The organism is Venatorbacter sp. C2-1, assembly GCF_022832715.1.
Taxonomy (GTDB): domain Bacteria; phylum Pseudomonadota; class Gammaproteobacteria; order Pseudomonadales; family Oceanobacteraceae; genus Venatoribacter; species Venatoribacter alkanivorans.
This window is the reverse complement of the sequence record NZ_CP094879.1, coordinates 2,812,238-2,836,820: the sequence shown is the minus strand read 5'-3', so window position 1 is coordinate 2,836,820 and position 24,583 is coordinate 2,812,238. Positions and strand designations below refer to the sequence as shown.

The 24,583-nt window shown below is 53.1% G+C and carries 21 protein-coding genes; 11 read left to right on the top strand and 10 right to left on the bottom strand.

The features are described from left to right. Positions 1–7: 7 nt before the first annotated feature. Positions 8–2,593 (top strand): penicillin acylase family protein, encoded by a 2,586-nt coding sequence (locus MT343_RS12680; RefSeq protein WP_186435996.1) that lies wholly within the window; start codon positions 8–10, stop codon positions 2,591–2,593. A 74-nt stretch (positions 2,594–2,667) separates the two neighbouring features. After that, positions 2,668–3,381, top strand: coding sequence for an SDR family oxidoreductase (locus tag MT343_RS12675; RefSeq protein WP_145470080.1), 714 nt, complete (start codon positions 2,668–2,670; stop codon positions 3,379–3,381). Here the strand turns inward: MT343_RS12675 and folK are convergent. Further along, the gene (folK, locus tag MT343_RS12670) at positions 3,363–3,758 is read right to left on the bottom strand and encodes a 2-amino-4-hydroxy-6-hydroxymethyldihydropteridine diphosphokinase (RefSeq protein ID WP_186435997.1); all 396 of its coding nucleotides are present in this window, start codon (positions 3,756–3,758) and stop codon (positions 3,363–3,365) included. The two genes, MT343_RS12675 and folK, sit on opposite strands and share 19 nt — an antisense overlap. A gap of 201 nt (positions 3,759–3,959) precedes the next feature. Between folK and MT343_RS12665 the strand changes: the two genes are divergently transcribed. The 3 genes from MT343_RS12665 (at position 3,960) to MT343_RS12655 (ending at position 7,102) form a co-directional block, all read left to right on the top strand. Further along, positions 3,960–4,808, top strand: coding sequence for a DNA ligase (locus tag MT343_RS12665; RefSeq protein WP_145470082.1), 849 nt, complete (start codon positions 3,960–3,962; stop codon positions 4,806–4,808). Positions 4,809–4,926: 118 nt separating this feature from the next. Continuing rightward, positions 4,927–6,639 (top strand): single-stranded-DNA-specific exonuclease RecJ, encoded by a 1,713-nt coding sequence (gene recJ, locus MT343_RS12660; protein WP_145470083.1) that lies wholly within the window; start codon positions 4,927–4,929, stop codon positions 6,637–6,639. 22 nt (positions 6,640–6,661) lie between these two features. Beyond that, entirely contained in the window at positions 6,662–7,102 is a 441-nt protein-coding gene (locus tag MT343_RS12655) for a DUF4124 domain-containing protein (RefSeq protein ID WP_186435998.1), read from the top strand. A gap of 7 nt (positions 7,103–7,109) precedes the next feature. Here the strand turns inward: MT343_RS12655 and MT343_RS12650 are convergent, their stop codons facing one another. The 3 genes from MT343_RS12650 to MT343_RS12640 all read right to left on the bottom strand — a co-directional run bounded on the left by MT343_RS12650 (position 7,110) and on the right by MT343_RS12640 (position 12,121). After that, positions 7,110–7,691 carry a chalcone isomerase family protein gene (locus tag MT343_RS12650; RefSeq protein WP_145470085.1) on the bottom strand — a complete coding sequence of 194 codons (582 nt, stop codon included), beginning with the start codon at positions 7,689–7,691 and terminating at the stop codon, positions 7,110–7,112. A 155-nt stretch (positions 7,692–7,846) separates the two neighbouring features. Then, positions 7,847–10,960, bottom strand: a complete 3,114-nt coding sequence (locus tag MT343_RS12645; protein ID WP_145470086.1) for an efflux RND transporter permease subunit — start codon at positions 10,958–10,960, stop codon at positions 7,847–7,849. A 15-nt stretch (positions 10,961–10,975) separates the two neighbouring features. Then, positions 10,976–12,121, bottom strand: a complete 1,146-nt coding sequence (locus tag MT343_RS12640; RefSeq protein ID WP_145470087.1) for an efflux RND transporter periplasmic adaptor subunit — start codon at positions 12,119–12,121, stop codon at positions 10,976–10,978. A 596-nt stretch (positions 12,122–12,717) separates the two neighbouring features. Here MT343_RS12640 and MT343_RS12635 point away from each other — a divergent pair. From MT343_RS12635 to MT343_RS12620, 4 genes are all read left to right on the top strand, one after another. Beyond that, on the top strand, positions 12,718–13,572 hold the full coding sequence (locus MT343_RS12635) for a DMT family transporter (protein ID WP_145470088.1): 855 nt from the start codon (positions 12,718–12,720) through the stop codon (positions 13,570–13,572). 132 nt (positions 13,573–13,704) lie between these two features. Beyond that, entirely contained in the window at positions 13,705–14,211 is a 507-nt protein-coding gene (locus tag MT343_RS12630; protein WP_145470089.1) for a TIGR03546 family protein, read from the top strand. 4 nt (positions 14,212–14,215) lie between these two features. Beyond that, entirely contained in the window at positions 14,216–16,099 is a 1,884-nt protein-coding gene (locus MT343_RS12625; protein ID WP_145470090.1) for a TIGR03545 family protein, read from the top strand. A gap of 12 nt (positions 16,100–16,111) precedes the next feature. Beyond that, positions 16,112–16,429, top strand: a complete 318-nt coding sequence (locus MT343_RS12620; RefSeq protein ID WP_145470091.1) for a hypothetical protein — start codon at positions 16,112–16,114, stop codon at positions 16,427–16,429. Positions 16,430–16,475: 46 nt separating this feature from the next. Here the strand turns inward: MT343_RS12620 and sufT are convergent, their stop codons facing one another. The 6 genes from sufT to sufB all read right to left on the bottom strand — a co-directional run bounded on the left by sufT (position 16,476) and on the right by sufB (position 22,381). Further along, the gene (gene sufT / locus MT343_RS12615; RefSeq protein ID WP_225690884.1) at positions 16,476–17,003 is read right to left on the bottom strand and encodes a putative Fe-S cluster assembly protein SufT; all 528 of its coding nucleotides are present in this window, start codon (positions 17,001–17,003) and stop codon (positions 16,476–16,478) included. A gap of 90 nt (positions 17,004–17,093) precedes the next feature. Continuing rightward, entirely contained in the window at positions 17,094–17,480 is a 387-nt protein-coding gene (locus tag MT343_RS12610; RefSeq protein WP_145470092.1) for a HesB/IscA family protein, read from the bottom strand. 13 nt (positions 17,481–17,493) lie between these two features. Next, the gene (locus tag MT343_RS12605) at positions 17,494–18,726 is read right to left on the bottom strand and encodes an aminotransferase class V-fold PLP-dependent enzyme (protein WP_145470093.1); all 1,233 of its coding nucleotides are present in this window, start codon (positions 18,724–18,726) and stop codon (positions 17,494–17,496) included. Beyond that, on the bottom strand, positions 18,723–20,093 hold the full coding sequence (sufD, locus tag MT343_RS12600; RefSeq protein WP_145470094.1) for a Fe-S cluster assembly protein SufD: 1,371 nt from the start codon (positions 20,091–20,093) through the stop codon (positions 18,723–18,725). Before sufD ends, MT343_RS12605 begins: the two co-directional genes overlap by 4 nt. A gap of 1 nt (position 20,094) precedes the next feature. Further along, positions 20,095–20,853: a Fe-S cluster assembly ATPase SufC gene (gene sufC, locus MT343_RS12595; protein WP_145470095.1), complete on the bottom strand. Its 759-nt coding sequence runs from the start codon at positions 20,851–20,853 to the stop codon at positions 20,095–20,097. Positions 20,854–20,938: 85 nt separating this feature from the next. After that, on the bottom strand, positions 20,939–22,381 hold the full coding sequence (sufB, locus tag MT343_RS12590) for a Fe-S cluster assembly protein SufB (RefSeq protein ID WP_145470096.1): 1,443 nt from the start codon (positions 22,379–22,381) through the stop codon (positions 20,939–20,941). A 324-nt stretch (positions 22,382–22,705) separates the two neighbouring features. Between sufB and MT343_RS12585 the strand changes: the two genes are divergently transcribed. Both MT343_RS12585 and MT343_RS12580 read left to right on the top strand, forming a co-directional pair. After that, positions 22,706–23,176 carry an SUF system Fe-S cluster assembly regulator gene (locus MT343_RS12585; protein WP_145470097.1) on the top strand — a complete coding sequence of 157 codons (471 nt, stop codon included), beginning with the start codon at positions 22,706–22,708 and terminating at the stop codon, positions 23,174–23,176. Positions 23,177–23,252: 76 nt separating this feature from the next. Continuing rightward, the gene (locus tag MT343_RS12580; protein ID WP_145470098.1) at positions 23,253–24,428 is read left to right on the top strand and encodes a TonB family protein; all 1,176 of its coding nucleotides are present in this window, start codon (positions 23,253–23,255) and stop codon (positions 24,426–24,428) included. Positions 24,429–24,583: the final 155 nt, after the last annotated feature.

Genomic DNA, 24,583 nt, shown 5'->3' with positions numbered 1-24,583 from the left:
TATCTCTGTGAATAATAAAAAGTACAAACAGCACATGGGTCTGCGTCAGGCCTTGTTTCTGCCGCTTCTGGCAGCTTCCACTTTATTAGCGGGTTGCGGCCAGGTATTTGATTGGATCAGCGAACGCAATCTTGATCCTTCTGTGGGTGTGGTTCAGGTTCGTGGTCTGCAGGAAGATGTCAGTATCCGTCGCGATGAATACGGCGTGCCCTTTATTGAAGCGCAAAGCCTGCAGGATCTGACCTTCGGCATCGGCTATGCCATGGCAGAAGACCGTCTGGCGCAGATGGTATCTATGAATCTGCTGGCGCGTGGCCGCTTAGCGGAGATGACCGGTGATATCGCGCTGGATATGGATATCTATATGCGTACCTTGGGTATTCCGCAGATTATTGAAGAACGCTATGCCGCATTAAGCCCGGAGCTGAAACAGCACCTCACAGGCTTTGCCGCCGGAGTTAACGCTTACATTAACAGCCACCGTGATCGTCTGCCGCTTGAGCTGACCATCAACGATTATCAGCCGGAAGCCTGGCAGCCCGCTAATACGCTGGGCTTGTTTGTGATGCTCAATCTGGGGGTGGGTTTTAATCTGCACGAAGAGCTGGGCTTTCTGCAGCTGGCAGAAAAACTGGGCGTGGAAAAAGCGGCGTATCTGGCGCCTATTTATCCGGATGAACCCATTGATGTGGCAGAAGCCAATAAACTTGCCGGTGTGGATTTATCCGGCACGGAAAGCTCTGTGGCTGCCCTTAAAGAGCAGCTCAGCTATCTGGCTGCGGTTGAGCAGAAGCTGAAGCGGATTAACGGTCAGGGCATTGCCGCCTCCAATAACTGGGGCGTACATAAAGATAAAACCGCCGCCGGCGCGACACTGGTCGCCAACGATACCCACCTGTTGTTATCGCATCCGTCGACCTGGATTCTGATGGGCGTGAAAAGCCCGGAATACAGCGGCGTGGGCATTACCTTGCCGGGAATTCCGGCGCTGGTCGCCGGTTACAACGGCCATATCGGCTGGGGTGAAACCATGGTGATGGCGGATACCCAGGATGTGTTTCTGGAGAAATTACGCGAGCGCGATGGCAAAACCGAATATCTGTATCAGGGGCAGTGGTATCCGGTCAGCAGCCGCAGCGAAACCATTCAGGTTAAAGGTGCAGAGCCGGTGATCATTGAAGTGCAGTCCACACGCCATGGCCCGTTGCTGAATGCGGCGATTAAGGGCAAACCGAAACATGAGATGATCGCTATTCCGGCCAGCTCGGAATTTGGTCTGGCATTAAGCTGGACGGCGCAATTTCCGGATAACACCATCGACTCCTTTTTTAATCTGGGTAAAGCCAAAACCATGGATGAGGCCGAGCAGGCATTAAATGGCGTCGGCTTTATTCACCTGAACGTCATTTATGGCGACAAAGACAATGTGGCCTGGCAGGTCACGGGTAATTATCCCAAACGCAAAGCCGGCAGCGGTCATTTTCCAAGCCCCGGCTGGACCGGCGAATACGACTGGCAGGGCTACTGGGGCGGTGCCGAGACACCGCGTTCACGTAACCCGCAAGGCGGTTATTTAGGCACAGGTAATAACCGCACGGTGGCGGCTGATTACAGCCCGCGCCTGACCAGTTCCTGGTATTACCCGGAACGTTCTGAGCGCATTATGCAAATGCTGACGCAGCACAAAGGTGGCCACGACTATGCCAGCATGGAAGCCATGCAGGCTGACCGGCGCGATATTCTGGTTGCCAAGGTGCAGCAGCTCTGGGGTTCTGAACCCTGGCAAAATATGATCCGTGATGGCATTGCGGCTTTACCGCAGGCAAAGCAGGCTGATGCTGAAAATGCGCTGCAGATTATCCGTGCATTTGACGGCGATATGGCGGAAGGCTCGCGCAGCGCGGCGGTATGGGGCGGCTTTGAGCATAATCTGATCCGCGCGATTTTTATGGATGAACTGGGGCCTGAAGACGGCCAGCTCTGGCAGGCATTTCTGGCGATGAATGGCCGTGCCTATTCCGGTTATCAGGATCATTTACTTGGGCGCACACAGGGCAGCAATTGGGCACCGTTCTGGGATGATATTAATACCGCTGATACCGAATTGCCGGGGCAGATTATTGCCCGCGCACTGGCGGCGACCTGGCCTTATCTGCAGCAACAGTTAGGTGAGGATGACAGCCAGTGGCGCTGGGGTGATCTGGCGTTTTATCACTGGCAAACCGAAACCACGCACATGCTGCCATTTCTCTCCGGTCTGAAAGCTGCGGCGGTGGAAAGTCTGGCAGATTACACCGACCGCGGACCGTATCCGGCTGGTGGTAACCGTAATACGCTGAATGTGGCAGGCTACGATTTGGGCTCTGATTATGCCGTCTGGAATATTCCGGCGATGCGTATGATCGTCGATTTCAGTCAGCCGGAGCCGCTGAATCTGATTGTCGCCGGTGGGCAGTCCGGTAATCCGGCATCGTCACATTATGACGACGGTATTCAGCTGTGGCTGTCACGTAAAAACCGCAATTTACCTTTTAACGATGCGGAAAAAGTCAGGGCGCACTTCAGTCATGAACGTGTACTGCACGCAGAGTAATTTCCGTCATCCGTGACAGCTGCAATAAAGCCGGTTAACGTACCGGCTTTATTGTTTCTGCGCGTGGAAAAGTCATGAGCAAACGTATTCTGATTACCGGTGCCGGGCGGCGGCTGGGAAAGGTACTGGCCGAACATTATCTGGCACAGGGCTGGCAGGTTGTTGCGCACTACAACAGCGCAAATGAATTAGCCGATCATGCGGCACTGACCAGTGTACGGGCGAATCTGGCAGACCGTGAGGATATCCGTCAGCTGGCTCTGAAATTACCGGCGCTGGGTAATTTTGATGCGGTTATTCATAATGCTTCCTGCTTTGTCCCCGATGCCGCCGCAAGTGATCTGATTGCCCATCATGAAATGCACCAGCGCGTTCATGTACTGGCACCGGCGCTGATTACCGAAGCGCTGAGCAGCGCATGGAATCCGGGCGCATCAATGGTGTGTCTCAGTGATATTTATGCCGATATTCCCAACCAGCGTTTTTCCGCTTATTGCGCCGCAAAAGCCGGATTACAGAATTTTGCCCTGAGCATGGCGCAGCGTCTGGCGGGCAGGGTGCGGGTGAATGTTATTCAGCCTGGGCCGATTCAGTTTTTACCTGAGCATGATGAGGCGTACCGGAAAAAAGTGCTGTCGCAATCGCTGATCGGTGAAGAGTTGGGTTATGGTGCAATTGTCCGTGCCTGCGATTATTTACTGCAGGCTGAGGCGGTAACCGGTACGGTGATGCGCGTCGATGGTGGGCGCTTTGTTGCCAACCGCTACGATCAGACGTTTTCTTCCTGATTCCACAATTGCTGTAATTCGCGGTAGTAGCTCTCTTCCAGAATTGCGTGGCGGCAGTCGGTTTCTGTCGCTGCGGTGCATAAAATATCAATATCTATTGTGCGGTCTTTGACTTTGCGCGATGGATTTTTAGGCTCACGGCCAAGATCCACTTCAATTTTCTGCAGTCGTTGCTTCAGCGGTCCGGGTAATAATTCTGACGACAGAATCAGCAATTGATTTTTAAATTCAAAATGAAAAGTATCGCCGACCGGAGCACTTCTCAGTATCGTTGATTCCGCACAAATCACGCCAAGAGACGAGAGTGCTTCACGTGCTTTTAACAGATGCTGTTCCGGGTCGATATTGCTGCCAAGGCCAAGTAAATAAAATTGCATAATATTGATGTACATTAAGGAGGCTCAAGGATTAGCGTTCAGCGTTATTCTGTCAAGCGCGCAGCCCGCAGACAGATGAAAGCAGGGCAGACTCGTCTGAAAGTGTGAAAATTACAGTAAATGCTGGTATTTGGCTGAAGCAATTGCTTGATTGACTGGATTGTCGGCAAAGACCAATGGTGTGTTCAGGGAGGACTGGCCATGGATAATGTAATTGCACTGCTGATGTTGCTGCTGGTCGGGTTTTGGCCACAGCTGCTGATGGCTTCGGAACTGATCCCTCCACCGTTGATGCTGGCCAAGGTGTACAGCAAAGGCATCGACGTCAGCCAGTATTATGTCAGTGAAAAGCTTGATGGTGTCCGTGCATACTGGAATGGTCAGCAATTATTAACCCGCAGTGGCCGGCCGATTAATGCGCCCGCCTGGTTCCTTTCCGCGTTACCTAAAAATCCGTTGGACGGCGAATTATGGGCTGGTCGCGGGCAGTTCTCTTTTGTCAGTGGTCTGGTCAGACGTCATCATGCAAATGACGATGACTGGATGAAAGTAAAATACATGGTCTTCGATCTGCCACAAATGGCAGCGCCTTTTACTGAGCGGCTGTGGGTGCTGCGCACACTGGTAGCACAACAGTCCAACCCGCAGCTTAAAGTGCTCGACCAGAGTAAAGTCAGCAGCGAGCAGGAACTGGAAAAAAAACTGCAGATCATTACTGCTGCCGGTGGAGAAGGCTTAATGCTGCGCCGCAGTCAGTCGTTGTATCAGGTAGCGCGCAGTGATGACTTATTAAAAATGAAGCTGAGCCAGGACGATGAAGCCGAAGTTGTTGGCTATGTTGCCGGTGAAGGTAAATACCGTGGGGCGCTGGGAGCATTGATTGTACGTACCGCCGATGGCCGCGAATTCCGCCTGGGAACCGGCTTCAGTGATGATGAACGTTTTTCGCCACCACCGCTCGGTGCGCAGGTAACGTTCTCTTATAACGGTCTGACGGAGCATGGTTTACCTCGTTTTGCCCGTTTTGTACGGGTAAGACCGCAGGAGTAGCGGCTCCTTTATCCCGCTGCCAGCCGGACAGGAAAAGCCGGGGCTGTTAAACTGCCGGTCTCAGTTCGGTATCCGTGCTTATGCACGCAGGTTCACCTCTTTTCTCAGACGATAATTCATGGTTCAGATCAGTCAGCGTCCTTTCTCTGCCGGGTTGCAGTTACCCGGAGTGCACCCTGTTTTGCAGCGCGTTTATTCTGCCCGTGGTATAGCCGAAGCTTCACAGCTTGAGCTCAACCTGCAGGGGCTGCTGCCATTTTCTTTGCTGAAAGGCATCACCGCTGCGGTGGAGCTGTTATTGCCGGTAGTGACGCAGCAGAAGCGTTTGCTGGTGGTCGGAGACTTTGATGTCGATGGTGCCAGCAGCACGGCGTTGGCGATTCGTGCTTTGCGCTTGCTGGGAGCGCGCCATCTGGATTATCTGGTGCCTAACCGTTTCGATTTTGGCTATGGCCTGTCACCGGAACTGGTGCAGGTGGCCTTGCCGATGAAACCGGATCTGATCATGACGGTGGATAATGGTATTGCCTCCCATGAGGGAATTCAGGTTGCACAGGCGGCCGGAGTTCCGGTGTTGGTGACGGATCACCATCTGGCGGGAGCAACTTTGCCGGAGGCGGCGGCCATTGTTAACCCAAATCAGCCGGGCTGTGAGTTTCCCAGCAAAGCGGCCTGTGGCTGTACGGTGGTGTTTTATCTGATGCTGGCGCTGCGCGCGCGTCTGGCTGAGCTGGGGCAATTGCCACAGCCGGCGCCGAATATGGCGCAGCTGCTGGATCTGGTGGCACTGGCAACCGTCGCCGACGTTGTCCCGCTCGATTACAACAACCGCATTCTGGTGGAACAGGGCTTACGCCGTATCCGTGCCGGGCATGCCAGTGCAGGCATTCTGGCGCTGTTACAGGTTGCCGGGCGTGAGCCGTCGCGCATTATTGCTGCCGACTTTGGTTTTGCTATAGGCCCGCGCCTGAATGCCGCCGGCCGGTTGGACGATATGTCGTTGGGGATTGAATGCCTGCTGAGTGATGATGCCGGACGGGCGTCGCAGCTGGCACAGACGCTGGATGAGATGAACCGTGACCGGCGTGAAATCGAGCAGGGCATGCAGGCGGAAGCCTTACAGTATTTAAGCCGTTTTGAGGCGGACGACAACCTGCCTACCGGATTGTGTCTGTTTCAGCCGGACTGGCATCAGGGTGTGATTGGTATTTTGGCGTCGCGCATCAAAGAAAAAGTACATCGCCCGGTCATTGCCCTGGCAGCGGATGAGCAGGGCATGCTGAAAGGCTCGGCGCGTTCTATCCCCGGTTTGCATATGCGTGATGCACTGGATGAGGTTGATAAACGCGCGCCACATCTGATGAAAAAATTCGGTGGTCATGCGATGGCGGCGGGTCTGACCTTACATGCCGAAGGACTGGCAGAATTCTCGCGTTTATTTGATGAAGTCTGTCGTCGCCATCTGAGCGAAGCGCAGTTACAGCAGCGGATTGAAACCGATGGTGAGCTGAGCCCGGCGGAATTCAGCCTTGAACTGGCGCAGCTGCTGCGCTGGGGCGGGCCCTGGGGGCAGGCATTTCCTGAGCCGTTGTTCAGTGGCGATTTCCGTTTAGTGCAGCAGCGTATCGTTGGCGAACGTCATCTGAAGCTGGTGTTGCAGCCCAAAGGCTCGGACCTGGCGCTGGATGCCATCTGGTTCAATATCGACCCCAAAGTCTGGCCGCAACCACAGGCGGAGTGGGCGCATTGCGTGTTTCAGCTGGATGTTAATGAATTCCGCGGACGCCAGAGCGTGCAGCTGCTGGTGCGTAATCTGGTGGCGCAGATGTAATTTTCTGACGGAGGACTCAAGGATGAGTTTTCACTATCTGATCGCTTTATTGCTGTTAAACAGTCTGTCTGCACAGGCTGATATTTATCGCTGGGTGGATGAGCAGGGGCAGGTGCAGTTTTCTGACCGTCCGCCATCACGGCAACATGCCGAAACCGTAGAGCTTGAACCGCTGAATCGGTATGAACCGGATGAGGCCGGGCGGGAGGGACGTCCGCTGACAGAAGGGCGGGATTACCGGGCAGAAGAAAAGGCGGATAAAGCCAGACGCAAAGCTCAGCGTCTGGCACAGGAAAAAGAACAGAAGCAGGCGCAGCAACGTGCGGCTAAATGTGAAAAAGCGCGCTACGATCTGCGCCTGTTCAGTGCCAAACCTTATGGTTCAACCAGCCTTGAAGCAATGCAGAAAAAGCGTCAACGACGTGATGCTCTGAACGACAGGATAAAAAAATACTGCCGTTAGAGTTTACTCAGCTGTCACGGTGACCCAGCACTTCTTCTTTAAACCGCTCACTGACCGGATGATCGCCGATCCAGATCTTCAGCAAGGCATCATTCAGGTCTTTACCCGGAACGCTGCCGCGCACGGTATCGTCAATGACGATGCGGGATTCCTGCAGGTCCGGAACCCACTCGATATAACCCACAGTACCTTCAACAAACTTGTGATCAAACAGGCTGACCAGCTGGTTTACACGTTCGCTCATGGCTGCCATTTCACCGGTGGTGATATTAATGGCCAGACCTTCCTGAATCGCGTTGGTGAAGCGTCGTGCACTGACACGCTCGGAGGTAACGTAGAACACCATGCGGCGGGGATCATCGACCCGGATAATTTCTTTATCTTCGAGGGCGCTGTTCTTCAGATATAAAGCACCAACATAGACTTCAACAAAGCCATATACCCGGCGTACAGAAGCGCCACGCAGTGTCATTTCCGGCGAGTCGGCAGTTGCCGGAACAACGTCAGGAACATCAACATTCTCTACGGTGATTGCCCATAACGGGCCAGTCGCCGTCAACAGCAGTGTCATCATCAGAGTGCGTAACATAGGGGACCTTCTTATTGTTATTTATCGTATTGGTGCAGAGGGTAGTGCGATGAGGACAAAAAGTGCAAGCGAAAGATGCAGCTGTCTCTTTATGACCTGTCAGGTATCAATAGTGAGGGGAGAAAAAAGCGCCCGGCGATGCCGGGCGCTGGTTCTTACTGTGCGTTCTGGCCGCGCAGTTTGTGGGTGAGTTTCATCACCAGCACATAGAACAGTGGCACAAAGAAAATGGCCAGGAAGGTTGCTGCCAACATACCACCAATCACACCGGTACCAATGGCCTGACGGCTCATGGCGCCAGCGCCGGTGCTGATGGCCAGCGGCAGTACACCGAGAATGAAGGCCATGGAGGTCATCAGAATCGGGCGCAAACGCATACGGGCTGCTTCCAGAGTCGCTTCCACAATACCTTTACCCTGATCAACCAGCGATTTGGCGAATTCTACAATCAGGATGGCGTTCTTGGCTGACAAACCAATGGTTGTCAGCAGGCCTACCTGGAAGTAAACGTCATTCGCCAGTTCACGGCTGTTGGCCGCAATCAGTGCACCCAGAATCCCCAGTGGTACCACCAGAATGACGGAGAAGGGTACCGACCAGCTCTCATACAATGCCGCCAGACAAAGGAATACCACCAGCAGCGAGATGGCATACAGCAGCGGAGCCTGTGAGCCGGCAACACGTTCCTGATAGGACATACCTGTCCACTCAATGCCGACACCAGGCGGAAGCTTGGCCACAATCTCTTCGATCGCCTGCATCGCATCACCGGTACTCAGTCCCGGCGCCGCCTGACCCTGAATATTCAGCGCAGGCACACCGTTATAGCGTTCCAGACGCGGAGAGCCAAAGTCCCAGCGGGTGGTGATAAAGGCACTGAAAGGCACCATTTCACCGTCGCGGTTACGCACATACCATTGCTCCAGATCTTCCGGCAGCATGCGGTACGGTGCATCGGCCTGCAGGTAGACGCGTTTTACCCGGCCGCGATCAAGGAAGTCGTTCACGTATGAGCCACCCCAGGCGGTGCTCAGCGTAGAGTTAACGTCGCTGATATTCAGACCCAGAGACTTCACTTTTTCGTAGTCGATATCGATACGGAAGATCGGTACATCCTGCATGCCGTTCGGACGCACACCGGCAAGACGAGAGTCCTGTGCCGCCATCCCCAGCAGCTGATTACGGATGCCGACCAGCTTGTCATGACCCAGGTTATTGCGATCCTGCAGCATTACATCAAAGCCTGAAGCAACGCCCAGTTCGGGAATCGGTGGCAGGTTAATCGGATAGACGGTTGCATCTTTAAACTGACTGACAGCGCCCCAGGCACGGCCAATAATCGCATTAGCGGATTGTGACGGGTCTTTACGCTCATCCCAGTCTTTCAGTTTAACGAATGCCAGACCCATGTTCTGACCCTGACCGGCAAAGCTGAAACCGGCAACGGTGAAAATAGATTCAACGCTTTCTTCACTGAGGAAGTGGTTTTCCAGCTTTTTCATGACCTTGTTGGTACGTTCCAGGGTTGCACCCTGTGGCAGCTGCACCAGGTTGATCAGTACGCCCTGATCTTCTTCCGGCAGGAAGGAGGTTGGCAGACGCACATACAGGAACGCCATGATTAACAGCATGATGATGTAAATAACCACCAGACGAACCGGACGGCTCAGGGTAGCGCTGACGCCGCCCATGTATTTATCGGTCGCTTTGGCAAAGGTACGGTTAAACCAGCCGAAGAAACCTTTCTGATGTTCCAGTTCACCTTTGTGAGCAGGCTTCAGCAGTGTGGCACAGAGCGCCGGGGTCAGAATCAGGGCGACCATCACCGACAGCAACATAGCCGATACGATGGTGAGTGAGAACTGACGGTAAATAGCGCCGGTAGAACCACTCATAAAGGCCATAGGTACAAATACCGCTGACAGAACCAGAGCAATACCGACCAGTGCGGCGGTGATCTGTCCCATGGATTTACGTGTTGCTTCTTTTGGCGGCAGGCCGTCTTCATCCATTACCCGCTCAACGTTTTCCACCACAACAATGGCGTCATCCACCAGCAGACCAATGGCCAGAACCATACCGAACATAGTCAGCGTGTTGATGCTGTAACCAAAGGCGGCCATAACCCCAAAAGTACCCAGCAGAACCACCGGAACGGCAATGGTTGGAATCAGGGTTGCGCGGAAATTACCAAGGAACAGGTACATCACCAGGAATACCAGTACAACGGCTTCGATCAGGGTCTGAACCACTTCTTCGATAGAAATCTGTACAAACGGCGTAGTGTCGTACGGGTACACCGCTTTAACCCCTTCCGGGAAGAAGGCTGACAGCTCGCTGATGCGCTCGCGTACGGCCTTGGCGGTGTCCAGAGCGTTCGCACCGGAAGCCAGCTGAATAGCGATACCGGCTGCCGGGTTGCCGTTATAAAAGCTGGATACTGAGTAGTCTTCTGCACCCAGTTCAACACGGGCAACGTCTTTCAGACGTACCTGAGAACCATCGGTGTTCACTTTCAGCAGAATATTTTCAAACTGATCCACGGCTTCCAGACGGGTCTGAGCAATGATGGTCGCGTTCAGCTGCTGGTTCTGCACCGAAGGCAGGCCACCCAGCTGGCCGGCAGCAAACTGCGTGTTCTGTTCACCGACGGCCGCTTTAACTTCCAGTGGTGTCAGACCATAGGCGTTCAGTTTTTCCGGTTGCAGCCATAAGCGCATGGCGTACTGCGAACCAAAGACACGGATCTCACCGACACCAGAGGTACGGGACAGCGGATCTTTCAGCTGGCTGTAGGCAAAGTCGGCCAGGTCAGCACGGCTCATACCGGCGTTTTCTGAAACCAGACCGACCACCATCAGGAATGATGTGGAAGCCTTGGTAACGCTGACGCCTTGTTGCTGAACTTCCTGTGGCAGCAGGGCTTCGGCCAGCGCCAGTTTATTCTGTACCTGTACCTGCGCGATATCCGGATCGGTACCGGCGGCAAAGGTCAGAGTTACAGTGGCACTACCGGCACTGCTGCTTTGAGAGGACATGTACAGCAGGTTATCCAGACCCGTCATGTTCTGTTCGATAACCTGAGTCACACTGTCTTCCAGTGTTTGTGCCGAGGCACCCGGATACACCGCACTGATACGCACAGATGGCGGGGCGATGGTCGGATACTGCTGCACCGGCAGTGTGATCACCGACATCACGCCCGCAAGCATAATGATGATGGCGATCACCCAGGCAAAAATCGGCCTGTCGATAAAATACTTAGCCATGTTTCAGGATTCTCCTTAAGGCTTGGCGCTGGTCGTCTTGGCTTCTTCCGGGGCCACAACGATGCCCGGTTTTACCTTTTGCAGTCCGCTGACAATCACGCGATCACCGTTGTGCAGGCCGCTTTTAACCAGCCACTGGTCATCAATTGCGCGGCTGACTTCAACAACCCGCATTTCGACGGTATTGCTTTCATTAACAACCATGGCAGTGGTAACTGCGTTGGCCTGACGGATGATGGCGATTTGCGGTACCAGAATGGCGTTTTCAATACGCTGGCTTGGTACGTTGGCGCGGACAAACATGCCAGGCAGTAACAGTGCTTCTTTATTCTCAAACTGGGCACGGACGTTAACGGTGCCGGTACCCGGATCAACGCTGACATCGGCAAACTGCAGTTCACCGGATTCGCTGTAAGGGGTGCCGTCATCCAGCTCAACAGTAACAACGCGCGACAGTGATGGATTTTTCATCTTCACCAGAGACGCGGCCGGACGCTGAATATCAACATACACAGGTGACAGCTGGCGGATGGTGGTCAGAGCGGTTGCCTGCTGAGCAGAAACCAGCGCACCCTCAGTAATGGTTGAGCGGCTGATAACACCGGGAATCGGCGCAGTAATCTCGGTATATCCCAGATTGATTCTGGCACTGCGCACTGCGGCCTGGGCTGCTTTTACCTGAGCATCAGCCTGTTTGGCAGCGGCTTCTGAGTCATCAACTTCCTGGGCACTGATCGCCGATTTTTTCGACAGCTCTTTGTAGCGCTTGGCCTTCAGGCTGGCAGCGTAAGCGTTGGCTTCAGCCACGGTCAGCTGAGCTTCTGCACTGGCCAGAGCAGCCTGATAGAGCGTCGGGTCAATCTGATACAGTTTGTCTCCGGCTTTTACCGTCGCGCCTTCTTCAAAAAAGCGCTTGAGAATAATGCCGTTAACCTGAGGGCGGATTTCCGCAGTACGGAATGCCGATACACGTCCGGCCAGTGTGTCTTTCAGCTCCAGAGGCTGGCTCTGTAAGGTGACGACATCGACCGCTGGTGGTGGCATCTGCATGGCTTGTGGTGCAGCCGCTTGCTGCTCACTGCATCCGGCCAGAGTCAGCAATGCTGCGCTGGCTGCTGCGAGAAGGAGCCTGTAGCGGATACGTGGTTCAAATTTTCCCATAATGTCCTCGTAAAGTGACGGTGCGTCGTTGAGCAGTCTTGTTGATCTGGTGTGGTGGAATAGGCCGGGATATTTCCCAACAGGCCCACAGAATACTGCTGTTAATCTGATGGCAGATTTATAACGGCTCACCCCGGCGGTGACTAGGTGAGCCATACGGAATGGATTGTTTACTTGTATGGAATAATCACAATCCGTTGTTTTACTGATTTACTACTCATTGCCCGCCGCTCTGATTCGCTCCAGGCTTCATCCTGAGTGGCCCGGAGCGTGGCTTTTACTATGAACCTGATTTATCTGGCGGGCCAGTTTTGCTGGTCAGACAGGTTCTCTTTGCGCTGATAGTGAACCAAATTGCTCACAATACCGCTGGCAGGTGCAAGCAGAATTTGCTCTTTTGCTCCAATGAGGACAATCGGTGGCAGGGTGATCGTCATCGGGAAAACAGAAGATACAGATGCGGCGAATTACTGTCTTTTGTGCAACAGTTGCAAATATTCAACGATCTTGCTGAGCAGTACAAATGTTAATTGATAAAGAAGACAAAAAAATATGATTCCCATTCATCGGCTTAATCTGTCACCCGCGGAGGGCCTGTGCCGTTACTGATTACTTTTGTCCTGCTGGCTTTTGCCGCCAACTCCCTGCTGTGCCGCTGGGCGCTCGCGGTTTATGAGCTGGATCCTCTGTTGTTCAGTGCGCTGCGCCTTGGCAGCGGGGCGCTGACGCTGACGTTGTTACTGACATTTGGCGGCCGTCCGGCTCTGCAGTGGCGTGATGCTTATACCGGTGCTGCGCTGCTGACCTACGCCCTAGCTTTTGCTTACGCCTATCTGGCACTGGATACCGGAGTTGGTGCCTTTATTTTATTTGCCACCGTGCAGCTCAGCTTATTACTGGTAGCTCATCTGCGAGGTCAGCGTTTGCAGGGGATGGCGCTGGCGGGGGTTATGCTTTCTTTTGTCGGGCTGGTTATGTTGTTGCTGCCGGGCAATGAACTGCCGGACCCTGGGCCTTCCTTATTAATGCTGTTATCCGGTCTGGGCTGGGCGGCGTTTGTGGTGCTGGGGCAGGGCTCGTCACAACCGCTGCGTGATGTGCAGGGAGCTTTTGTCAGCGCTTCTCTGTTACTGCTGCCGTTGCTGATGGTCTGGTTATTCTGGTTTGCTGATCCGGTAACAAGCGGGCTGCAAAATGCGCTGCCGTGGCAGGGAATTCTGCTGGCTCTGACCTCGGGCGTTCTGGCATCGGGTTTAGGTTACTGGGGTTGGTATCGCCTGTTGCCGGCGCTGGGGTTACAGCGGGCCGCACAGTTGCAGTTGCTGGTTCCGGTTCTGGCAACATTAATGGGCAGCCTGATTCTGGCGGAGTTGCCGGATCTGCTCAGTATTCTGGCGATGGCACTGATTATTGGCGGCGTATTTATCGCACTGCGTTTCCGTGCCGGCTGAGTGCATTCCTAGGGCCTGTTTAATTAGTGTTAACAGGCCCTGGCTCATTTTATCTGATCCGTGACGCCCACTGTTTCGTCACAGGTCACATGCTATAGTGTGCGGCATTAAATAGGATGCCGGGAATGCATTATGTTGAGTATGTTGGCAAAACTGCTGAAAGCGCTGAATTCTGAATCAGCACCGGGCCAGATTGCGCTGGCCTTTTCATTAGCCCTGATCGTCGCACTGACCCCCATGTTTACACCGCACAATGCCCTCATTATGTTGCTGGCATTTATTCTGCGCATCAATCTGAGTGCATTTTTCCTTGCGGTCGCAGCCTTCTCTGCACTGGCCTGGTTTATCGATCCTTATGCCGCACGTCTGGGTGAGAGTTTGCTGGCAAATCCGGCGTTAGTGGACACCTGGCGCGATATGTATCAGAGCGATTTCTGGCGTATGACCGCGTTTAATCATTCTCTGGTACTGGGTGGGTTGGTCATCAGCCTGCTGGCCGCGGTTCCGGTTTTTGTGCTCAGCAAAGTACTGATCAATCTGTACCGTCACCGCTTACTGGCCTGGTTTAATAAACTGAAAATTGCTCAGGTATTAAAAGCCTCGAAATTCTACAACCTGTACAAGTCAATCGCGGAGTAAGGCTATGAAGCAATGGATTCGCTGGTCAGGCCTGGCCGCATTTATCGTTATTTCCCTGGTTCTGGTTGCCCTGTTCTGGTTTGTTGCCGGCCCGTTAATCGAAAAAGGCATTGAATCGTTTGGCTCTGATGCCGCCGATGCCAAAGTGGAAGTGGACAGTGTGTCGCTTAGCTTAAATCCGCTGGGCTTTGTTATTCATGGTCTGACGGTTGCTGACAGCCGTAAGCCAATGACCAATGTGCTGCAGCTGGATAAAGCGACCGCAGAACTGGAACTGGCGCCGCTGTTTCTTGGTAAAGCCATTATCAGTGATCTGGCCGTGGATAATCTGCAGTTCGGTACTGCACGTACGACCTCCGGTGCACTGGAGAAAAAGGCGGTTAAAGAAGACGAAGCAGAGCAGGTTGCAGCTCAAGAGGAGGCAGCTTCGTCTTTCAGCAGTGTGGACCTTCCCAGTGCCGAAGAAATACTGGCACGAGAATCCCTGCGCACCGAGCAGGCCGGTACCGAATTCCAGCAAAGTTACTCCAGCAATAAAAATGCTGTCGATAATGCACTGAGCAATGTCCCCGATGATAAAGCCCTGAGTCAGTACGAGCAGGAAATCAAAGCGCTGACCTCCGGCAGCTTTAAATCATTGGATGATTTTAAAGCGCGTAAGAAAAAACTGGATGAACTGAAAGCCCGTTTCAAAAATGACAAAGCCGCAATTGCAACGGCCAAAAAAGCAGTGGCTGAGGCCCGTAGCGATATCAGTGACAAACTCAAAGCATTAAAAGCAGCCCCGGGTGAAGACCTCGACAGTATTCGTGGAAAATATCAGCTCAGTGCCGGTGGTGCTGCCAATATGAGTGCCTTACTCTTCGGCGAGCAGGCTGGCGAATGGGCGGAAAAAGCCCTGTACTGGTATGAAAAAGTAAAGCCGTATCTGGCTAAAGATGAAGCAGACAGTGCGGCAGAGGAAGAAAGCCCAAAAGCTCCGCGGGATGGCCGCTTTGTGCATTTTCCGTCGGATAATCCATGGCCGGGCTTTTTACTGCGTAATGCACAGCTGACAGCAAGCACCGCTTCCGGAAATCTGCTGATCAGTGCGCAGGATATTACCAGTGAGCCTCGGGTGTTAGGTCGTCCGACGCGGGTTCTGATCAATGGCTCAGGCTTAAAGCAGGTTGAAGATATGAGCGTGGATATTGTACTCGACCACCGTAAAACGCCGGGTACCGATACACTGACGCTGAATATTAAAGACTGGCAACTGCATGATATGAATCTGGGCGTTGCCGGCGCCAAACTGGCTTCGTCACTGGTACAGGTACAGGGTCTGGCCGTTGTCAGTCAGGGGAAACTGAATGCCCAGAGTGATGCGCAGTTTGGCCGTACTCAATTCAGCAGTAAGGGTAAAACAACCTTTGCCAAAGAACTGGGACTGGCACTGGCGAAAGTGCAGCAGTTTGATGTGAATGCCAAAGCCAGTGGTAAAATCACCTCGCCGGATTTCAGTTTAGGTTCAGATCTGGATAAGCAATTAAATGCCGCTTTTGGTGCCCGCCTCAAAGATAAACAGGCGGAGCTTGAAGCGAAGCTGCAGGCCAGACTGGAGCAGAAACTGCAGAGTTATATCGGTGACTACGGCGGAAAACTGGGTGAGTTTAACCAGCTGGATGGCACGCTGGATCAGCGCCTGAACAAAGTGTCGGAGCTGGCTGGTCAGAACCTTGAAGATTATCAGGCGCAGAAAGAGCGTGAAGCCCGCGAAAAATCAGAGCGGGAAAAAGCCGAAGCTAAAGCCAAGCTGGATGCGGAAAAAGCAGCCGCTAAAGCGGAAGCTGAGCGCAAGAAAAAAGAAGCTGCAGAAAAAGCTAAAGACAAACTGAAGAACCTGTTTTAACGAGAGATAACGATGCAGACCCGTAAGCTGAACCCGCTGGAATTTCATGAAACCCGTATCAACCCGCAGCGGGTTGAGGCCGGTGAGCCGGTGCTTGATTTCTGGGAATACGTTGCCGCAATTCCACCCGAAGATTTTGCCTTTGCAGATTGCCGGGCCGGTAACGTTACCCATGTGTACCGTATGGAAGATAAGTACGAACACGTGCTGATCAACAGCCAGTATCAGGGGGTGGCGATGGTGATTGTGGTGGACCTGCAGAGCCAGTCCATTTATGGACACATGCTGCTGGATCTGAATCCGGCTGGAACCAAAGAGCCGGAAGCCTGAGGTTAAAGCGGAAATAAAAAAACGGGGCTGATGCCCCGTTTTTTTATCAGAAGAATAAACCCGCTTCTAACTGGGCTTCTTCGGTCATCATGTCACGGCTCCATGGCGGGTCGAACACCAGTTCAACTTCAACACGTTCCACATTCGGTACCTTGGCGACACGGTATTTAACATCGGAAATCAGTACCGGGCCCATACCGCAGGTTGGCGCGGTTAAGGTCATACGGATTTTTACCGCTTTATTGTCGATATCGATACCGTAAATCAAACCCAGATCGAGCAGGTTGATCGGAATTTCCGGATCATAAATGGTGCGCAGCGCCTGACGGATCTGATCTTCATGCACCAGACCGTCGCTGCGCTGTTCAAATTCAATTTCTTCGGCTTCAAGACCCAGGGCCGCGGCATCGGTACCGTCAACGCGCAGCATATTGCCGTTCAGTGTCACGGTGTAATTGCCACCCAGAGCCTGATTGATGGTGACAAAGCTGCCGGCCGGAATGGTGGTTGGCGTACCGGATGGCACCATACGGGCGGGGCAGGTGGCGTGCGCCACGACCATTCTTCTTTCCACGTTGACTCCTGTATGAAGCTACTGCGCTTGTGACGCTTCATGAATGTTGCTATTGCCGTGACGTTTTTCAACAAACCTCAGCAGCTTCGGTTAAACCGAAAATGATTCACCGCAGCCGCAGAGATCTTTGGCATTCGGGTTGTTGAACTTAATGGTGCTGTTCAATCCTTCTTTGCTGAAATCAATTTCAGTGCCGCGTACATAAGGTGCAGCATCGGCGGCAATAAACAGCAGAATATCGTCGGCCACTTGAATGGTCTGATCGCCGTCATGAGCCTGTTCGACAAATTCGATATCGTATTTAAAACCGGAACAACCGCTTTTTTTCACACCCAGACGGATGCCTTTCATTGCCGGATTTTTTGCCAGTTGTTTGCGGATATGGCTGATAGCAGCCTCTGTCATGCTGGCGCTGGCAATGGCATTCGGATCGTAGGTGGCCGGCTGTGCATTTGGATCAAAGGTTTCGGTGCTCATTGTCCTTCCATCCTCAGAGTAAAAACAGTTTGGCTTTTTCCAGGCCTTTAAACAGTGCGTCCACTTCTTCCAGCGTATTGTAGAAGGTGAAAGACGCCCGTACGGTGCCGGGAACTTTAAATTGCTCCATCACCGGCATGGCACAGTGATGGCCGGTACGTACCGCAATACCCTGCTGGTCGAGCAGGGTGCCGACGTCGGCAGGATGCGCACCTTCAAGAATAAAGCTGAATACCGAGGCCTTGTTGGCGGCATTACCGATAATGCGGATGCCACCCATTTCTGCGGCCAGCTCGTTGGCGCGCGCCAGCAGCGCATCTTCATGTGCTGCCAGAGCTTTGCGGTCGAGGGTATTTAAATAATCAATGGCGGCTGCCATACCAATGGCGCCGGCAATATTTGGCGTACCCGCTTCGAATTTATACGGCAGAACGTTATAGGTGGTTTTGCTGAAACTGACGTGCTCAATCATTTCACCACCGCCCTGATAAGGTGGCATGGCATTGAGCAGAACTTCTTTGCCATAGAGTACGCCGATGCCGGTCGGGCCAAAGAGTTTATGGCCGGAGAAGGCGTAAAAATCGGCATCCAGCGCCTGCACATCGATATCCCAGTGAGCAACGGCCTGCGCACCATCGATCAGCACTTTACTGCCGTTGGCATGGGACAGAGCAATAATGTCTGCTACCGGATTAATGGTTCCGAGGGCATTGGATACGTGTACAACCGAAACCAGTTTTACTGCGGGAGTCAGCAGGGTTTTAAAGGCGGCCATATCCAGCTCGCCGTTTTCCAGTACCGGAATCGGCAGTAATTCGGCGCCACTTTGCTCGCACAGCATCTGCCAGGGCACGATATTGGAGTGGTGTTCCATACCGGAGACCAGAATACGGTCGCCGGCTTTAATATTGCTTCTGCCCCAGGTGGCTGCCACCAGATTAATGGCTTCGGTGGTGCCGCGGGTCCAGACAATTTCTTCCGCTTTGGCCGCATTTAAAAAGCGCTGTACGGTTTTACGTGCATTTTCAAAATATTCAGTCGCGCGGTCACTCAGGGTATGAGCACCACGGTGAACATTGGAGTTATCGTGCTCGTAATAACGGCTCAGCGCATTGATAACCGCTTTCGGTTTTTGCGTGGTGGCACCGTTATCCAGATAAATCAGTGGCTTGCAGTTCACTTCCTGATGCAGGGCAGGGAACTGTTCGCGGATACTGTTTAATTGTTCCGGGCTGATTGTGCTCATGCGTTTTCTCCGCTGAGACCGGCGGTTTCATTTTCCAGCAGATGACGGCTTAACGACTGATCGCGGCCAAAACGGTGCGCCAGTAACGGACGCAATACCAGCGCGATGTCTTCGTGCGGTAACGCTTCCAGTAATTCGTTAATAAAACCAAAGCTGAGCATGACTTCAGCTTCTTTTTTGCTGATGCCGCGGCTCTGCATATAGAACATGGCTTTTTCTTCCAGCTGAGCAACGGTTGCACCGTGGGCGCATTTTACGTCGTCGGCGTAGATTTCCAGTTCCGGCTTGGTGTAAATCTCGGCGGTGTTGGTCAGCAACAGGTTTTTATTGCTTAACTCGGCCAGTGTTTTCTGCGCCTGCGGATGAATATGAATACGGCCATTAAATACGGCACGGGCCTTATCATTCATAATGCCGCGGAATACTTCGTTGCTGGTGCAGTGCGGCACTTTGTGTTCAATACAGGTGTGGAAATCCAGCAATTGCTGGTTCTGCGGAATATACACGCCGTTCAGTTCGCAGTGCGAGCCACCAACATTGTGATTAACCACAATATCGTTACGGGTCAGGCGGGTGCCCAGGCCCAGATGAAAAGCGTTGTACTGGCTGTCACGTGCTAGATCAACATGAGTGCTGCCGATGTGCAGGGCATCTTCCTGCATTAATTGCAGACGGTAATGTTGCAGGCGGGCGTTATCGCCAATCACCAGCTCGGTCAGGGCGTTGGTAAAACTGTTCTGCGGCTGTTCATCGGAAGCATAATGCTCAACCAGCGTTGCTTCGGCACCGCTCTCCAGTACCATTAACAGACGGCTGGTGATGCTGAAAGGCTGCGGATTATTGCTGCTCAGCCAGCTGATCTGCAGCGGCTGTTCGAGGCGCTGGTTTTTGCCGACGTGAATCAGTACGCCATCGTTCAGGGCGGCATTATTCAGGTCATTAAATAAATGCGCGCTGCCGCTGTTATTGCTGCTGGCCTGCGCCAGTACAGTGCCCAGATGCTGGCTGATTAATGCCTGTTGCTCTGCATCTGCCTGGCTGAACAGGGTAATCTGTTGCAGAGCCAGGGCATCGGATAATTCGCTGCTTAACTGGCCATTAATAAATACCAGTCGTGCTGCTTTTAAATTGCCCAGAGTTGCCACTTCACGCAGCCCGGTGGTTAATTCCGACTGGCTGGCAGTACGCTGAAAATCACCGGTCAGCAGGTTATGCAGCGAGGTGTATTTCCAGGCTTCGGTTTTACGGTTGGGCACAGACGCTGCGGCAAAGGCCTGTTGACCGGCTGCATTCAGGGCAGCCAGCAGCGGGTTGCGGGCCTGCTCTGTGGCCAGCGCCAGCTGTTGTGCGTGAAACTGTTCTGCCATGTTACGCTGCTCCGTTGTCTGCGCTTTCCAGCCAGCCGTAGCCTTTTTCTTCCAGCTCCAGTGCCAGCTCTTTACCGCCGGATTTAACGATACGGCCGTTGGCCAGTACGTGAACGTAATCCGGTACGATGTAGTCGAGCAGACGCTGATAGTGGGTTACCACAATAAAGCTGCGGTTGGCATCGCGCATGGCGTTAACACCTTCGGCCACCACCTGCAGAGCGTCGATATCCAGACCGGAGTCGGTTTCATCAAGAATGCACAGGGAGGGTTCGAGCAGCATCATCTGCATCAGTTCGTTACGTTTTTTCTCGCCGCCGGAGAAGCCTTCGTTCACACCACGCTTAAGGAAGCTCTGGTCGAGGTTAACGGCTTTGCATTTTTCCCGCGCCAGTTTTAAAAACTGAACGGAATCCAGTGCTGGCTTGCCCTGATGAGCGCGTACGGCATCAACAGAGGCTTTTAAAAATTCGAGGTTGGAGACACCGGGAATTTCTACCGGATACTGGAACGCCAGAAACAAACCTTCACGGGCACGTTCTTCCGGCTCCATCTCAAGAATATCTTTACCGTTCAGGGTGACGCTGCCGTCGGTCACTTCATAACCATCACGACCTGCCAGAACGTTGCCCAGAGTACTTTTACCGGCACCGTTCGGACCCATGATGGCGTGCACTTCACCGGGTTTAATCTCCAGGTTCAGACCTTTGAGAATGTTTTTGTCTTCAACGTTGGCGTGCAGGTTTTTAATGCTGATCATGGTTAGCAGTACCTTTTTTCAGTCTGTCATCCGCGCAGTGGCAGATAAATTTCAATTTTTTAGTCGCGGTTGAGTCTGGCCTTAATCAGCCGACAGAACCTTCCAGTGACACTTCCAGTAACTTGCCGGCTTCCACCGCAAATTCCATCGGCAGCTCTTTGAATACCTCTTTACAGAAACCGTTAACGATCATGGAAACGGCTTTCTCGGTATCAATGCCACGCTGACGGCAGAGGAATAACTGGTCGTCGCTGACGGTTGAGGTGGTGGCTTCGTGCTCCACGACCGCAGAAGGATGTTTGCTTTCGATATAAGGGAAAGTATGGGCGCCGCACTGATCACCGATTAACAGCGAGTCACACTGGGTGTAGTTACGCGCACCGGCGGCGGTCGGATTCATACGCACCAGACCACGGTAGGCATTCTGACTTTTACCGGCAGAAATACCTTTGGAAATAATGGTCGAGCGGGTGTTTTTACCCAGATGAATCATCTTAGTGCCGGTATCGGCCTGCTGGTAATTATTGGTTAACGCCACGGAATAAAATTCGCCGACTGAGTTATCGCCTTTTAATACACAGCTTGGGTATTTCCAGGTCACGGCAGAACCGGTCTCTACCTGAGTCCAGCTCACTTTAGCATTGGTATGGGCAACGGCACGCTTGGTTACGAAGTTGTAAATACCGCCTTTGCCTTCTTTATCGCCGGGATACCAGTTTTGCACAGTGCTGTATTTAATTTCGGAGTTGTCCAGCGCGATCAGTTCAACCACCGCTGCATGCAGCTGATTTTCATCGCGCATTGGTGCGGTACAGCCTTCGAGGTAGCTCACGTGGGAACCTTCGTCGGCAATAATTAAGGTACGTTCAAACTGACCGGTTTTGGCTTCATTAATACGGAAGTAAGTGGACAGCTCCATCGGGCAGCGTACACCTTTAGGGATGTACACGAAGGAGCCGTCAGAAAATACGGCTGAGTTCAGCGCTGCGTAAAAATTGTCACGCTGTGGCACTACGGTGCCGAGGTATTTTTTAACCAGTTCCGGATGCTCGTGCACGGCTTCGGAAATCGGCATAAAAATAACACCGGCTTCGGCCAGTTTTGCGCGGAAGGTGGTGGCAACGGATACCGAGTCGAATACGGCGTCAACGGCGATGCCGGCCAGTGCCATCTGCTCATGAAGTGGTATACCGAGCTTTTCGTAGGTACGCAGCAGTTCAGGGTCGACTTCGTCGAGGCTTTTCGGCTTGTCAGCCATGCTTTTCGGCGCGGAATAATAAGACAGCGCCTGGAAATCGACTTCCGGGTAGTGCACATGCGCCCAGGTTGGCTCAGCCATTTCCTGCCAGGCACGGAAGGCTTTTAAACGCCATTCGGTCATCCACTCGGGTTCACCTTTTTTGGCGGAAATAAAACGCACCACATCTTCGCTCAGGCCCGGTGCAATGGTGTCTGATTCGATGTCGGTAACAAAGCCTGCCTGGTAGTCATTACCAATGCGGCGTTCGATTTCAGCGTTGCTGCTCATAGTGAACTCTCTCATATGGATGCGGCCCGATCTGCCTGCAGTTCCGCTCAGTGAAACCGCTGTGCGCCGGACCCGCGTCTGGCGTTTACCCTGATGTTCATCCGCTCCGTCCCGGGGGATGCCTGATGTGTAGTGCGCTTTCAGCGCGTATTCTAACGCAGATCAGGGTAATAACAGAGTAATTTAGTCGGGTATATTAATCAATACCGTATTGGTATGCTTTAATGGATGTGCGCATTCTAGCAAAGCGGATGAATTCTGACCAATCGCGACATATTCTCGTTTGGATGGTCTTCTGACTCAGGAATCAGGCAGGACAGGTTTATGCTGAAAATAGGCAAGCTTACCGATTACGGTGTGGTGGTATTAAATGAGCTGGCGCAGGCCGGTGCGGTTAAGCTGTCGACCGATGACATTACCGGTCTGACCGGGCTGGCGCTGCCCACGGTACGTAAAGTGATGAAAGCCCTGGTCGACAGTGGGCTGGTGATTGCACAGCGTGGTGCCCGTGGCGGCTACCGCCTGGCCAGGGCTCCGGGGCAGATCCGTATGCTGGATGTGGTACAGGCTTTTGAAGGGCCGGTTGCCCTGACCGAATGTGCTGCTGATGATCACCAGTGCGATATCACGGCCAGTTGCTCGTTATCGGCTAACTGGGGCGGTATTAATCAGCTGATTACCCAGGTACTGGCACGGGTAACTTTACAGGACATCCGTAATCCGGAACGTCAGGAGCAGCTAGTGCGCGATGCCTTACCGCTGACTTCCTTTATTGAGTTGGTGAATCTGTCCTGATACAGGTCTTGCTGCCGACAATTTTCTGTCATCTTTTCTTATTAGAATCGCCGGAAATCTTTCAGGATGACCGACGATGCGCTTCTTACTCTTCTTTCTGACTTTTTGGCTGGCTCCTGCCCAGGCGCTTGAGTTACAGGCGATGGGAACTTATCGCCGTCTGAATAACGATGTGTATCTGGCGGCTGTTTACAGCGATCTGAACGACAGCCAGCAGTGGCTGAGCGCAGAGCAGCCATTGGCCCTGGAAATCCGTGTGTTGGCGGAGCGTATATCGCCGCGCCGTTTTTACCGGCTGTGGAATGAAGGGCTGGCCATCAATCTGAGTGAAGCGGAAATGAATGCGCGTTTGGAAGATATCAGCCGCTTTACCAATCTGCTGCAAGATGATTTACGTGAGGGAGACCGGATGCTGATCAGTAATGAAAGCGGTCCCTGCCGTGTGCTGATCAATGATGTGGAAGTGCTGTTGATTGAGGATGGTAGTTTTGTGCGTCTGTTGCTGGCTGCCTGGATTGGCAAATTCCCGCAGTCTCCCGGATTTCGTGAAGACCTGCTGCGGATGAAAGCAGCGGAGCGCAGCGAGCTGAAAGCCAGTTGGGATGCCAGACAAATGAAACCGGGACGGGCAGAGGTTATTGCTGGTTGGCTGAAACGTGATGCGGATCACACCGCCCGGGCACAACCGGTCACAGCGGCGCGACCTGTCGCAGCCGAAAATGTAACGGTGGTGGCGCAAAAAGTGGAATCAAATGTACCAAAATTGTCACAACCTGCAGTAAAAACGCCGCCAGCGGTTACAGAACAGGTGTCGCTGCCGGAGGTGTCGGAGCGGAAAAAACAGCCGGAAACGGCATCGGATCTGGCGGCCAGAATGGCAGAAAAACGCGAAAAAGAGCGTGTTTTGGCAGCAGCCGAACAGGCGCACGCGCGAGCGCAGCTGATCGCCCGGCAGCAGGCTGAGATGCAGTATTACCGTGCCTTGTTACGGCAGGCCAATAGCCAGGTTCAGTACCCGGATCAGGCACTGAGAAAACGGCTGGAAGGCACGGTACGTGTGAGTTTGCAGCTGAATCGCGAGGGGGAGTTACTGCTTGCCGATACCAGTGAAAGTTCGGCGGTCAGTCTGCTCGACCGGGCAGCATTACGGGCTGCGAAAAAAGCCGCGCCATACCCTCCGGTGCCGGAGCTTCTGCAGGGAGAAAACTTCGAATTTGATATCCCTTTCCGCTTTGTACTTGCCCGCAACTGACTTTATTTTTGTGATTAAAAACAAGGAATTAGTTCACATTTTAAGAGGTTGCAAAACCTTTCTCTGGTGGCGCAAAGGGTCGTTGAGGCCTGTTGATTGAGGGAACATTATACGGGTGTTTATTGAGTTGTTTGAAAGCAGGAGTGGAGGCTTCA